Here is a 13,373-nt window from a genome sequence, read left to right on the forward strand (position 1 = left end):
TAAAATGAATAAAACGTTCAAAATATATGCTGTTATTTTCATCATTATCATGGTGATTTTGGCATTGTTTGAAGTGAATAAAAAGGAAGTTACAGACTGGCGAAAAAATTTCAATGTCAACAAAAAATCACCTTTCGGGCTCTTTGTTTTTAATAAAGAAGCAAAAGATTTATTTAAAAATAATCTCACGAAACTTGATGTTGCACCTTACGATTATTACACCGAAAAAGACAAGAAGGCACATAATATTCTCATCGTAGAAAGCGAAATGGATCCTGAATCTTGGAATAAAATTTTAGATGAGGTTTCTAAAGGTTCGGATGCAATGATTATTGCCAACCGACTTCCAAAAAATATTTCAGATACGATTGGGTTTTATGGTTCGAAAATTTCTTATGAAGATCAGAATGTTCTGAAACTGACCGACAAAAAATATCAGAATGATTTTATTAAATTAGATAAATTTCCTTCAGGAAGAGGTTTTTCTTACATTAAACCCAACGTTCAGATTTTAGGAAAAACAGTTGAAGAAAATAATAAAGATCAGGCAAATTTCATCAAAGCACCATTCGGGAAAGGAAACGTTTATGTGCATTGCGAACCACTTTTTCTAACGAATTATTATCTTTTACAATCTGGGAATGTAAAATATGCACAAAGTGTTTTTTCATATTTGAGTGACAGAGAAACGTTGTGGTTTGTAGAAAGTAATACCAAAGAATCGAGTTCTTTATTACGATTCATACTTTCTAATCCGGCTTTAAAATATGCTTGGTGGGTATTTTTAGGAGGATTAATTTTATTTATTTTCTTTAACGTAAAACGTAAACAGTGGATAGTTCCAATCATTGAACCGCTTAAAAATACCTCGGTAGATTTTGTAAAAAGTATAGGAAATCTTTATTTACAGGAAGGAGACTTTCACGATATGATGGCTAAAAAAGCTCAATATTTTTTAAATAAAGTAAGGCTCGATCTTTTAATAGATACCCAAAATCTCGATGAAGAATTTGCCAAAAGACTTCAGCTAAAAACAGGAAAGCCTACAGAAATGGTCAACGAAGCTATTGTTTTAATTAAAAAAGCACAGGATCCTTATGCAAGTGTAATGAAAGAAGATTTAGCAAGAATAAACAATCTTTTAGATGAGATTTTAAAATAATTTAATATTTAAGGAAGGCTCCGGAGGAGTCTGACCTTTGTAGAAAAAGAATATAAATATAAAAATGAGCTCCGTAGGAGCGAAACCTTCAAAACAAATTTAGAATATTAATTTCTTTCTAAAATGGGAAATACCTACTCACAAATTTTCATTCAGCTAATTTTTGCCGTAAAAGGTAGAGAAAGGCAAATTCGTGAAGAGTTTCGGGAGCGTTTAGAAAAATATATTACAGGAATTATTCAAAATAATCATCAAAAACTTTTAGCTATTTATGCAAATCCGGATCATGTTCATATTTTAATTGGTTACAATAATTTGAATATTCTTATACCCAATCTTGTGAGAGATATTAAATCTAGTTCTTCAAAACTCATTAATGAAGAAAATTGGTTTACAGGAAAATTTCATTGGCAGGAAGGTTACGGTGCATTTTCCTATTCTAAAAGCCAAATTGATTCTGTCGTGAAATATATTTTGAATCAGAAATCGCATCATGAAAAGCAGTCTTTTAAGGAAGAATATATTGAGTTTTTGACAAAATTTGAAATTGATTATAAAAATGAATACGTTTTTGAATTTTATGACGATTAAAGGTGTCACTCCTCCGGAGCTCCGCTAATTACAACATAAAACCTGCTACAAAGGTTGAACTCCTCCGGAGTTCGCTGATTTTAGATAAATTTAAGAATATAAATATGTTAGAGTAGAAGACCTCGTAGGAGTCTAATCTTTGTAGAATAAAATATGTGAAAGAAATTGAGCTCCATAGGAGCGAAACGTCAAAGCATTCAAAAGCAATAAAAACAAAATAGTATGGAAAATTATGATGGACAGAATTTAGAAAATCAAAATTCTATCAATTTAAATAAAGAAACAAAAGATCAGAGCCAATTTGAATCAAGAATTGATATGATTGAGCTTCGTGAAAGTTTAAATAAAGTAAAAACGGAGATTGCAAAAGTAATTGTCGGTCAGGAAGATATGGTCGAACATCTTTTAGCTGCTCTGCTTTCAAATGGTCATGTTTTGATTGAAGGTGTTCCGGGAGTTGCAAAAACTATTACGGCAAAATTACTGTCAAAAACTATTGATGTTGATTTTAGCAGAATACAGTTTACGCCAGATTTGATGCCTTCAGATATTTTGGGAACCTCAATTTTCAGCATGAAAAATTCTGAATTTGAGTTTAAAAAAGGACCTATTTTCTCAAGTTTCATTCTGATTGATGAAATCAACCGTTCTCCGGCAAAAACTCAGGCGGCTTTGTTTGAAGTAATGGAGGAGAAGCAGATTACAATTGACGGAACCCGTTACGAAATGGATGAACCTTTTCTTGTTGTTGCAACTCAAAATCCGATTGAGCACGAAGGAACTTACCGACTTCCTGAAGCTCAGCTTGACCGATTTTTATTCAAAATTAATGTAGGTTATCCCAACCTTGAGCAGGAAATTGCGATTATCAAAAATCAGCATGACAACAGACTTGAAGACAAGACTGAAGCGGTAAACAAAGTGATTACAGCACAACAGTTAAATAATTATCAGAAATTAGTAAAAGAAATAATTGTTGAGTCTCAACTGATCGAATACATCGCTAAAATCATCATCAATACAAGAGAAAATCAGTTTTTATATTTGGGAGCTTCACCAAGAGCAAGTTTGGCATTATTAACGGCTTCAAAAGCTTTTGCAGCTTTAAGAGGGAGAGATTTTGTAACTCCGGAAGATATCAAAGAAGCGAGTTACGCAGTTTTAAGACATAGAGTGATCGTTTCTCCTGAAAGAGAAATGGAAGGTTTGACTGCCGATGAAATTATTCGCCAGATTTTAGAAGGAATAGAGATTCCGAGGTAGTTTACAGGTAGGAGATTTTAGGTTATAGGTAATGATTCGAGTTTTAAATTTTCAGGTATGGCTAATTTTAAAGAACTTTTGGTTTGGCAAAAATCGATAAATTTTGTAACTGAAATTTATGAATTGACAAATGATTTTCCTAAAAATGAAATGTATGGATTGACATCACAAATCAGAAGAGCTTCAATTTCAATTCCGTCTAATATTGCTGAAGGAAACTCAAGAAGAAGTGTTGCTGATTATTTACAATTTCTAAAAATAGCAAGAGGAAGTTGCGCTGAAGTCGAAACCCAATTAATTATTGCCCAAAATCTTAAATTTTTAAGTGAAGAACATTATTTAAAATTAAATCAAGACATCATTGAAATTTCAAAAATGCTAAACGGACTTATCAATTCATTAAAATAACTTAAAACATTTTAACGGGATTTAACTGCAACCTAAAACCTAAAAATCTGCAACCTTGAAGAATCTATATATCAATACCCGCTTTTTTTTCGCACTCATCGGTGTAGGAATGCTTTATGTTTTGGCATTTTTCTTTCCGTTTTTTATGATTTTAGGGCATGGACTTTTATTATTGATTTTCCTTACAATTTTTGTTGATTATTTGCTTGTTTTCAGACAAAAAGATGCTGTTTTAGCACAAAGAATTTTGCCTGAAAAATTGTCAAATGGTGATGAAAATGCAGTGAAAGTTGATATTAAAAATAATTACAGTTTTAAAATCAATGTAAAGGTTATTGATGAAATTCCATTTCAGTTTCAGAAACGAGATTTTTTAATTAAAAAAGAAATTCAGTCCGGGAAAAATACACTGTTTCAATATTTTCTTGAACCGAAAGAACGTGGAGAATACAATTTCGGAGCTTTAAATGTTTATGCTTCGTCGCCCATTGGTTTCGTTTCAAAAAGATTTATATTTCAGAAAGATACTTCGTTAGCTTCTTATCCGTCATTTGTTCATTTAAGAAAGTATGAGTTGATGGCGCTTCAGAATGAATTTCTTTTAGGCGGAATCAAAAAAATAAGAAAGCTGGGACATACGATGGAATTTGAGCAGATCAAAGAATATGTTCCCGGAGATGATGTAAGAACGATCAACTGGAAAGCGACCTCAAAGACCAATCGTCTGATGGTGAATCAGTTTCAGGATGAAAAATCCCAACGTATCTTTATGTTGATTGACAAAGGAAGAACGATGAAAATGCCTTTTAATGGCTTAAGCCTTCTCGATTATTCAATTAATGCAACCATGGCACTTTCTCATATTATTTTGAAAAAAGGAGACCGCGCCGGAATGATGACTTTTTCGAAGAAAGCCGAAAATAAAGTCGCTGCCGAAAATAAATCAGGTCAATTAAGAAAAATTTCTGAATCTTTATATAACATTAAAACTGATTTTTTTGAGAGTGATTTCAACAGGTTGTACCAAGATGTAAAATACTCGATTAATCAGAGAAGCTTGGTTTTGCTTTTTACCAATTTTGAAACGTTGGATGGTTTAAACAGGCAAATGAAATATTTGAGAGGAATTGCCAAAAACCATTTATTGGTCGTAGTTTTCTTTAAAAATACTGAAATTCAAAAATTAATTCATACCCATCCTGAAAGTATGCAGGGAATTTATGACGAAATTATTGCCGAAAAATTTGAATTTGAAAAAAAACTCATCATTCAGGAATTAAGAAAGTACGGAATTTACTCAGTTTACACACTTCCCGAAAATCTAAATGTTGATGTGATTAATAAATATCTTGAGATTAAAGCAAGAGGGATTTTGTAGATTTGCAATAAGAAATAAACAATAATGAAAATAACACTTAACCGAATAAACGACGATTTTTTATTTGAATGTACCAATGCTCATGGAAATTCAATTTTATTAGATAATACATCTCAACCAGGCGCAAAAGGTGTTTCACCAATGGAAAGTGTTTTGATGGCAGTTGCGGGTTGCAGCGGAATTGATGTTGTTTCTATTTTGAAAAAACAGAGACAGGAAATTATAGATTTCAAAGCTGAAGTAGAAGGCGAAAGAGTTGCTGTAGATGATGCAAAACCATTCAAATCAATTAATGTAAAGTTTTTATTGGAAGGAAATATCGATCCTAAAAAAGCTTTAAAAGCATCAGAATTATCTTTTGAAAAATATTGTTCAGTTTCAAAAACACTTGAACCCAATGTAGAAATCGGGTATGAAGTTTTTGTAAACGGAGAGAAAGTTGAGAAATAAAGTGATAGAGTTTTAGTGTTTGAGAGTTATTGAAAATTTTACTTATTCATAACTCTCAAACACTATTCACTCAAACCCTTCAACCTGATTACGCCAGTCTTGGCTTCATTAATTTAGCCACAGTTGCAGTCCATCCTGTTTGGTGAGAAGCTCCAACTCCGCGACCATTATCTCCGTGGAAATATTCATAAAATGTGATGTAATCTTTGAAGTTCGGGTCATAATTAAATTTATAATTACCACCGTTGAAGGCACGTTGTCCGCTTTCATCTTTTAGAAAAATAGAGCAGAGTCTTCCGCTGATATTTTGGGCAACTTCATCTAAGTTTTTCTTTTCACCACTTCCGGTAGGGAATTCCACTTTTAAGCTGTTTCCATAATAAAAATGGAAGCGTTGTAAACTTTCAACAATCAGGAAATTAATCGGAAACCAAATGGGGCCTCGCCAATTACTGTTTCCGCCAAACATTCTGCTATCACTTTCCGCAGGCGTATAATAAACGACATTTTTGTTGCCGTGAACTGTAAACACAAACGGGTTTTCTTCATAAACCTTCGACATGGCCCGGATTCCATAAGAACTTAGAAATTCTTTTTCATCCAACATTCTGGTCAAAACTTTTGTAAGTCTATTTTTACGGAGAATACTCATGAGATGTTTTCTGCCGCTTCCTTCTTCGTCCCAGTGAGAAACTAAAGAAGTTAATTCAGGTTTGTTTTTTAAAACCCAATCCATTCTTTCACGGAAATTAGGCATCTTACTCAGTAAATGGTGGTCGATAATTTCAACTGCAAACAAGGGAATAAGCCCAACGATACTTCTCAATCTTAAAGAAACACTTTCTCCGTTTGCCAACTGTAAAACGTCGTAAAAGAAACCATCTTCTTCGTTCCATAGACCTTCTTTGCCTTCACCCATGTTTTCCATCGCTTCGGCAATATAAAGATAATGTTCAAAAAACTTGATGGCCATATCTTCGTAAACCTGATAATATTGAGCCAATTCCATAGCAATTCGCATCATGTTTAGCGCGTACATCGCCATCCAACTCGTTCCGTCGGCTTGCTCAAGATGTTCGCCATCTTTCAGCTCCATATTTCGGTCAAAAGCACCGATGTTATCCAGTCCTAAAAATCCGCCACCGAAAATATTTTTACCGTTTTTATCTTTTCTGTTGACCCACCAGGTAAAATTGAGAAGAAGCTTTTGAAAAACTTTTTCAAGGAATAAAAGATCAGGTTTGCCGTTTGTTTTTTCATCAATTTTAAAAACCCTGAAACACGACCATGCATGAACAGGCGGATTAACATCGCTCAAATTCCATTCATAAGCAGGCATTTGTCCGTTTGGATGCATATACCATTCTTTGGTAAGCAAAAGCAATTGATTTTTCGCAAAACCGGCATCAATAATGGCAAACGGGACACAATGGAATGCCAAATCCCAAGTCGCATACCAAGGATATTCCCATTTATCGGGCATTGAGATGATATCTTTATTGTGAAGATGTTCCCATTCGGTGTTTCTTACATAATGATTAAAATCTCTCGGAGCTTCATAATTTGGGTCGCCTTTCAGCCATTTTCCGACATTGTAATGATAGAATTGTTTGTTCCAAAGAAGTCCTGCAAAAGCCTGTCTTTGTACATTTTTTTCATCATCATTAAATATATCCTGCTGAATTTCATCATAAAATTCATTCGCTTCATTATTTCTTGCATTAAAAATATCATCAAACTGATAAAAAGCATCATCCATATCATAAGGCGATAACCTGAATTCAAAAACTTCAGACTGACCAGCTTCGATAGTTTCATCAATGATGAAAGCAGCTTTTGTTCCTTTTTTTTCGGGATTTACAGTGTTTTGCTGATGAATAATATAATCGTTGATTCCGTCTTTATAGTAAGTGTTTTCTACAGACGGAGTTCCATGAAGTTTAGGATTATTGGTTTCATTTTCACAGAAAACCTGTTCCGCATTTTTCTTTTTTGAATAAAACTTTTTGATGGGAATACTGTCGTGAACAATGTTGATGCAACCTTCTTTTCCTCCTACTGTCTGACCTTTGTATTCATTATAACCCCACTTCCAGTTATTTCTAAACCAGGCTGTAGGTAAGATAATAATGGGAGCAGCTTTGTCGCTTCTGTTGCAAACAGTAACACGTATTAAAATGTCATGAGCGTCAGATTTACAGTATTCTATGAAAATGTCAAAATATTCATCTTTGTCAAATATCCCTGTATCGAAAAGCTCATATTCAGGTTCTTTTTTGGTACGTCTTGCGTTTTCAGCTACGATATCGTCATAAGGAAACTCATTGATAGGATATTTGTACACCATTTTCATATAGCTGTGAGTAGGTGTATTATCCAAATAGTAGAAAATTTCTTTAATGTCTTCTCCGTGATTTCCCTGAGGATTGCTCAGTCCGAAAAAGCGTTCTTTTATTCTTTTATCTTTTTTATTCCAGAATGAGAGTGCAAAACAGAAAATCTGTTTAGGATCTGAAATCCCTGCAATGCCTTCTTCTCCCCATCGATAAGTGTGGCTTTCTGCAATATCATGGTTGGCAAAATGCCATGCATTTCCGTTGGGGCTGTAGTCCTCACGCACATTTCCCCATTGTCTGTTGCTTACATAAGGTCCCCAGTTTTTCCAATCTTTATCTTGTAATCTTTGCTTTTCGATATTCATTTTCAGCCATTTTCATGGCTAAGTTAATTTTTTTGATAAATAATTCCAATTTTTTTAATCTGAATAATTATTAACAATCTTCTCAAAACCCTGCTGCTATTACGTTTTATATTATTTGTTAATTTTTTTTAATTTTTAAAATAAAAAGTTTTATCTTTGCACCATTCGTTCATTTACATATTGAAAATGTTATCAAGAAAGGTTGAGGGATATAGACCCTATGAAACCTTAGCAACCCTTTGCGCAAGCAGAGAAGGTGCTACGTTCTACCAAATAATTTATTTTGGACAGATAACTTACTGAAGTTCTTTTCAGCCATTCTCATGGCATTTTCAAATTTATTTTTTTAATAATTATAAAATTGAAAACAGAACTACAACATATTAACTTTTTGTACAAAACCGATTCTCAGAGAGAATATCATATCCCGCTAAGCTATCAGCTTTTCGGGAAAGAACTCTTTTCAGCACCCATCATTTTGGTAAATCATGCCTTAACCGGAAACTCGAATGTTGCCGGAGAAAAAGGTTGGTGGAAACAACTGATTGGCGAAAATCAGGTGATTGATACAAATAAATATACAGTGCTCTGTTTCAATATTCCCGGAAACGGTTATGATGATTTTTTTATTGACGAATATTCAGATTTTACTCCTTCAGATATTGCTAATATATTTCTGAAAGGTCTTGAATCTTTACATATTAAAAACTTATACGCTCTGATTGGAGGATCTTTGGGTGGGGGAATTGCTTGGGAAATGCTTTCAAAGAAGCCAGATTTAGCCGAGATTTTTATTCCGATTGCCTGTGATTCTAAAACTCATGATTGGCTGCATGCACAATGTCTTGTTCAGAAATTTTTATTAAATGGAAATGATAAACCGCTACAAAAAGCCAGAATTCATGCAATGTTGTGCTACAGAACACCTCAGTCTTTAAACGACAGATTTCAAAATAAATACAATCAAGACAAACAGCAGTTTGAATCTGAAGACTGGTTAAATTATCATGGGAAATCTCTTGCCGAAAGATTTAGTTTAAAATCGTATCAACTGATGAATCATTTACTAATGAATATTAATTCAAATGAAAATAGGATGGAGAAAATTCAGGCACGAATGCACATGATCTCTGTAGATACAGATTTGTTTTTCCCGGCTTCTGAAATTAGGAATGGCTTTGAGAAGCTAAAGGAAAATAAACAAGATGTTTTCTATCACGAGATCAAATCAATTCATGGGCATGATGCCTTCTTAATGGAATACAGTCAATTAAATAATATCATAAATAATATTTTGTAAGATAAAAGGAGTTTAAGGTAATTCCGTCTTACGAAAAAATAAAAAAGGTTACAGATGAAAAGTAATGCAAGCGAAATAAAATTTTTAAAGAACAGATCAATCATTAAATTTGAAGGAGAAGATTTTTTAGGTGAAATAGGGATCGATGGAAGAGTGTTTAAAGCCCTTACATTTGCCCGTATCAGTGTTGGGATAATCTCTCAGCAGGCGGTAGAAAACGGATTGTCGATCCTTGTACACGAAGATGATTCTGAAAAAGCTGTAAACTGTCTGATTGAAGAGTTTGCAACAGAAAGAAAATCAGGTAAAGTTTCTCAGATTTACAGCATCAACAATGTTTCTGTTATCGGTTTTGTGGCAGAAGATCTCAATAAAATACTTTCTGAACTGGCAAGAAATAATGTTTTCCCATTGCTTTTAAACCAGAATTCAAGCGAGAAACGTATCAATATTGTTGTGACATCTTCTCAGGATGAGAAAACTAAAAATATCATTGAGTCTGAAATTTTCAAAAAACCAAAAACAGTTCATCTCGCAATTATCGGTCACGGAAATGTAGGAAAGACTTTAATAGAGCAGGTTTTACATTCTTCGGAAGAAATTAAAAGAAGAAAAAATATACATCTTAAAGTTGTTGCGGTAGCTAATTCAAGAAAAATAGCTTTCAACAAAAAAGGTTTTGACAACCAATGGAGTAATGAGGTTTTTGCCTCTGAAAAAACTTCAAATGTAGAAGAATTAATTAATTTCTCTAAAGAAAACCAACTTGAAAATCTTATTGTTGTAGATAACACAGCAAGTACAGATTTTGTTAAAAATTACCATGCGTTGGCAGAAAACGGCTTCGATTTGGTTTCTTCCAATAAAATTTTCAACACACTTCCTATCGAAGAATATCGTAAACTAAGATATACGTTGAACAAAAACAACAAGCGTTATTTGTATGAAACCAATGTTGGTGCAGGTTTGCCGTTAATTGACACCATAAAACTTTTACATCTTTCCGGTGAAAATATTACAAGAATAAAAGGTGTTTTTTCAGGAACATTAAGTTATGTATTCAACAATTTTTCTTTGAGAGATGATAAGTTTTCAACCATTGTTAACGAAGCTTTAGAAAAAGGTTTCACAGAGCCAGACCCAAGAGAAGATTTATCAGGGAATGATGTGGCTAGAAAATTATTGATCTTGGCGAGAGAATTAGATTTAATTAATGAATTTAATGATATCAACATCCAAAACTTAGTTCCGGAAGCTTTGCTTTCTATATCAAAACAGGAATTCCTTTCAAGACTTGAAGATTTGGATGAAGAGTACGATAAAATTAAGAAAAATCAGGAGCCTGGTCACGTTTTAAGATATGTAGGTGACTTACACGGTGATTTACAGAAAGAGAAAGGTAATCTTGATGTTAAGCTAATTTCTGTTCCTGCAACTTCCGCTTTGGGACAACTGAAAGGTTCAGATTCTATTTTTGAAATCTATACCGAGAGTTATGGTGAAAACCCAATCGTTATCATGGGAGCTGGAGCCGGAGCAAAAGTAACGGCAAGAGGAGTTTTCGGAGATATTTTAAGATTAAGTGAAACTAAATAATATTAATATAACAATTTAATAATGTAACAGTTTACCAATGTTTATTACAAGTATCATTCTGATCGAAAAAAAGTGAAGAATCTCATTGTTACATTGCTAAACTGATTACATTGTTACATTTTCAAACTATATGGAAAATTTCGAAACCTTAGCTATAAGAACCCAAATTGAAAGATCTCAGTTTGACGAGCATTCTACACCGTTGTATCTTACCTCAAGCTTCGTTTTTGAAGATGCGGAAGATATGAGAGCAAGTTTTGCAGAAGAAAAATCTAAAAACCTGTACAGCCGATTTTCAAATCCTAATGTTACAGAATTTACTGACAAAATCGTCAAAATGGAAGGTGCAGAAGCGGGTTATGCTTTCGCTACAGGAATGGCGGCAATTTATTCAACGTTTGCAACTTTGCTCAATGCAGGTGATCATATCGTAAGTTGTCAGTCTGTTTTCGGATCTACGCACACGTTGTTTACCAAATATTTTCCAAAATGGAATATTGAAACGACGTATTTCAAAGCTGAAGATTCTGAAAATGTAGAAAAATACATCAAGCCAAATACAAAAATTCTGTATTTGGAAACGCCAACAAATCCTGCGATAGAAATTTTAGATTTAGAATTTTTTGGTCAGATTGCAAAAAAGCATAATCTAATTTTCATTGTAGACAACTGTTTTGCAACTCCATATCTACAGCAACCCATAAAATACGGAGCAGATATCGTTGTTCATTCTGCTACAAAATTAATTGATGGTCAAGGTCGTGTTTTGGGTGGAGTAGCGGTTGGTAGAGAAGATTTGATCCGTGAAATTTATCTTTTTGCAAGAAACACAGGTCCTGCAATGTCGCCTTTCAACGCTTGGGTTTTATCTAAAAGTTTGGAAACATTAGCAATTCGTGTAGAAAAGCATTGCGAAAATGCTTTAAAAGTTGCCGAATTTTTAGAAAGCCATCCGAATGTAGAATTAACGAAATATCCGTTCTTGAAATCCCATCCTAGTTACGAAGTGGCAAAAAAACAGATGAAATTAGGCGGAAATATCGTTGCTTTCGAAATCAAAGGGGGTATTGAAGGTGGAAGAAATTTTTTAGATAAAATAAAAATGTGTTCACTTTCTGCCAATCTTGGCGATACCAGAACGATTGTTACGCATCCCGCATCAACAACGCATTCCAGGTTGTCTGATGAAGAAAGAAATGAAGTGGGAATTACCGCAGGTTTGGTTCGTTGCTCGGTAGGTTTGGAGAATGTGGAAGATATTATTGCAGATTTAAAGCAGGCATTAGACTAAATTAATTTGGGCAGCTTTATCCGCCTGAATTTATCCTGAGCTTGTCGAAGGACCTCGTTCAAGTCGGGCTGCAAAGATTCAGCGCAAAACCTTGACAAGGCTTAGAAATAAAAAGTTTGAAATAAATAAAGAGTCCTGAAAGGACGATTTAAATCAGAATAGGATGTAATCCTATTGCAAAGTAAAAAAAGTAAAATGAAAAATTCAGAACAACTATACAAAGCATTATCCGAAAGAATTTTAATTCTCGACGGAGCGATGGGAACCATGCTTCAGCGATATAAATTCGAAGAAGAGGATTACCGTGGCGAGCGTTTTAAAGATTGGGAACATCCTGTAAAAGGAAATAACGACCTTCTTTCTCTTACGCAACCTGAAGCCATTGAAGAAGTTCATAGAAAATACCTCGAAGCCGGAGCCGATATTTTGGAAACCAATACATTTTCCGGAACTACGATTGCGATGGCAGATTACCACATGGAAGATTTGGTCTACGAACTGAATTACGAATCTGCAAAAATTGCCAGAAAAGTTTGTGATGAATTCACTGCTAAAAATCCGGAGAAACCAAGATTTGTTGCCGGTTCTATTGGCCCTACGAACAGAACGGCAAGCTTAAGTCCAGATGTCAATGATCCGGGTTATCGTGCGATTACTTTTGAAGAATTGAGATTAGCTTACAAGCAACAGTCAGAAGCTTTATTAGACGGCGGTTCAGATATTCTTTTGGTAGAAACAATTTTCGATACATTAAATGCAAAAGCTGCTTTATTTGCCATCGACGAAATTCAGGAAGAAAGAGGAATTGAAATCCCAATCATGGTTTCAGGAACGATTACCGATGCTTCAGGAAGAACGTTGAGTGGGCAAACCGCAGAAGCTTTTTTGATTTCCGTTTCGCATTTAAATTTATTGAGCGTAGGTTTCAATTGTGCTTTAGGAGCAAACCAATTAACGCCTTATTTGGAAACATTAGCGCATAATTCAGACTTTTTTGTTTCGGCATATCCTAACGCAGGTTTACCAAATGCTTTCGGGCAATATGACGAATCTCCCGAATTTATGGCTGAACAAATCAGAGAATATGTAGAAAAAGGATTGATCAATATTATTGGTGGATGTTGTGGTACAACGCCAGAACACATCAAAGCAATCGCTGATTTGGTAGATAAATACGAACCAAGAAAAGTTGCATTTAGTTTTTAGTGTTTGGTATTTAGATTTATAAAATAA

11 protein-coding genes and 1 riboswitch are annotated in these 13,373 nt (G+C 34.0%); of the genes, 10 read left to right on the plus strand and 1 reads right to left on the minus strand.

The genetic code is table 11. The features are described 5' to 3' along the window. The first annotated feature begins 4 nt into the window (after window positions 1-4). The 6 genes from B5X64_RS03030 to B5X64_RS03055 all read left to right on the plus strand — a co-directional run bounded on the left by B5X64_RS03030 (window position 5) and on the right by B5X64_RS03055 (window position 5,252). On the plus strand, window positions 5-1,162 hold the full coding sequence (locus B5X64_RS03030) for a DUF4350 domain-containing protein (RefSeq protein ID WP_079463816.1): 1,158 nt from the start codon (window positions 5-7) through the stop codon (window positions 1,160-1,162). Between the two features lie 123 nt (window positions 1,163-1,285). Beyond that, the gene (gene tnpA / locus B5X64_RS03035; RefSeq protein WP_079463817.1) at window positions 1,286-1,753 is read left to right on the plus strand and encodes an IS200/IS605 family transposase; all 468 of its coding nucleotides are present in this window, start codon (window positions 1,286-1,288) and stop codon (window positions 1,751-1,753) included. Window positions 1,754-1,975: 222 nt separating this feature from the next. After that, window positions 1,976-3,016 (plus strand): AAA family ATPase, encoded by a 1,041-nt coding sequence (locus tag B5X64_RS03040; protein WP_079463818.1) that lies wholly within the window; start codon window positions 1,976-1,978, stop codon window positions 3,014-3,016. A 57-nt stretch (window positions 3,017-3,073) separates the two neighbouring features. Further along, complete coding sequence (locus B5X64_RS03045; RefSeq protein ID WP_079463819.1) at window positions 3,074-3,424, plus strand: four helix bundle protein; 351 nt, start codon at window positions 3,074-3,076, stop codon at window positions 3,422-3,424. Between the two features lie 55 nt (window positions 3,425-3,479). Beyond that, a complete protein-coding gene (locus tag B5X64_RS03050) occupies window positions 3,480-4,802 on the plus strand; it encodes a DUF58 domain-containing protein (RefSeq protein WP_079463820.1) in 1,323 nt (440 codons plus the stop codon). 24 nt (window positions 4,803-4,826) lie between these two features. Then, complete coding sequence (locus B5X64_RS03055) at window positions 4,827-5,252, plus strand: OsmC family protein (protein WP_079463821.1); 426 nt, start codon at window positions 4,827-4,829, stop codon at window positions 5,250-5,252. An 88-nt stretch (window positions 5,253-5,340) separates the two neighbouring features. Here B5X64_RS03055 and B5X64_RS03060 read toward each other — a convergent pair whose 3' ends face one another. Then, complete coding sequence (locus B5X64_RS03060; RefSeq protein ID WP_079463822.1) at window positions 5,341-7,953, minus strand: MGH1-like glycoside hydrolase domain-containing protein; 2,613 nt, start codon at window positions 7,951-7,953, stop codon at window positions 5,341-5,343. A 186-nt stretch (window positions 7,954-8,139) separates the two neighbouring features. Then, window positions 8,140-8,251: riboswitch (SAM riboswitch) on the plus strand. A gap of 63 nt (window positions 8,252-8,314) precedes the next feature. On the opposite strand from B5X64_RS03060, the gene B5X64_RS23295 reads away from it, so the two are divergent. From B5X64_RS23295 to B5X64_RS03080, 4 genes are all read left to right on the plus strand, one after another. Beyond that, complete coding sequence (locus B5X64_RS23295; protein ID WP_079463823.1) at window positions 8,315-9,253, plus strand: alpha/beta fold hydrolase; 939 nt, start codon at window positions 8,315-8,317, stop codon at window positions 9,251-9,253. A gap of 54 nt (window positions 9,254-9,307) precedes the next feature. Continuing rightward, on the plus strand, window positions 9,308-10,849 hold the full coding sequence (locus B5X64_RS23300) for an ACT domain-containing protein (protein ID WP_079463824.1): 1,542 nt from the start codon (window positions 9,308-9,310) through the stop codon (window positions 10,847-10,849). Window positions 10,850-10,979: 130 nt separating this feature from the next. Then, on the plus strand, window positions 10,980-12,140 hold the full coding sequence (locus tag B5X64_RS03075) for an O-succinylhomoserine sulfhydrylase (protein WP_079463825.1): 1,161 nt from the start codon (window positions 10,980-10,982) through the stop codon (window positions 12,138-12,140). A gap of 195 nt (window positions 12,141-12,335) precedes the next feature. Further along, window positions 12,336-13,346: a homocysteine S-methyltransferase family protein gene (locus tag B5X64_RS03080; RefSeq protein ID WP_079463826.1), complete on the plus strand. Its 1,011-nt coding sequence runs from the start codon at window positions 12,336-12,338 to the stop codon at window positions 13,344-13,346. The last annotated feature ends 27 nt before the right edge of the window (window positions 13,347-13,373 follow it).

It is taken from the genome of Chryseobacterium balustinum (assembly GCF_900168205.1).
In the GTDB taxonomy this organism is placed as follows: Bacteria; Bacteroidota; Bacteroidia; order Flavobacteriales; family Weeksellaceae; genus Chryseobacterium; species Chryseobacterium balustinum.

Coding starts and splice junctions, on each gene's coding strand:
- B5X64_RS03030 (WP_079463816.1), top strand. CDS start 5: ATGAATAAAACGTTCAAAATATATGCTGTTATTTTCATCATTATCATG.
- tnpA (WP_079463817.1), top strand. CDS start 1,286: ATGGGAAATACCTACTCACAAATTTTCATTCAGCTAATTTTTGCCGTA.
- B5X64_RS03040 (WP_079463818.1), top strand. CDS start 1,976: ATGGAAAATTATGATGGACAGAATTTAGAAAATCAAAATTCTATCAAT.
- B5X64_RS03045 (WP_079463819.1), top strand. CDS start 3,074: ATGGCTAATTTTAAAGAACTTTTGGTTTGGCAAAAATCGATAAATTTT.
- B5X64_RS03055 (WP_079463821.1), top strand. CDS start 4,827: ATGAAAATAACACTTAACCGAATAAACGACGATTTTTTATTTGAATGT.
- B5X64_RS03060 (WP_079463822.1), bottom strand. CDS start 7,953: ATGAATATCGAAAAGCAAAGATTACAAGATAAAGATTGGAAAAACTGG.
- B5X64_RS23300 (WP_079463824.1), top strand. CDS start 9,308: ATGAAAAGTAATGCAAGCGAAATAAAATTTTTAAAGAACAGATCAATC.
- B5X64_RS03075 (WP_079463825.1), top strand. CDS start 10,980: ATGGAAAATTTCGAAACCTTAGCTATAAGAACCCAAATTGAAAGATCT.
- B5X64_RS03080 (WP_079463826.1), top strand. CDS start 12,336: ATGAAAAATTCAGAACAACTATACAAAGCATTATCCGAAAGAATTTTA.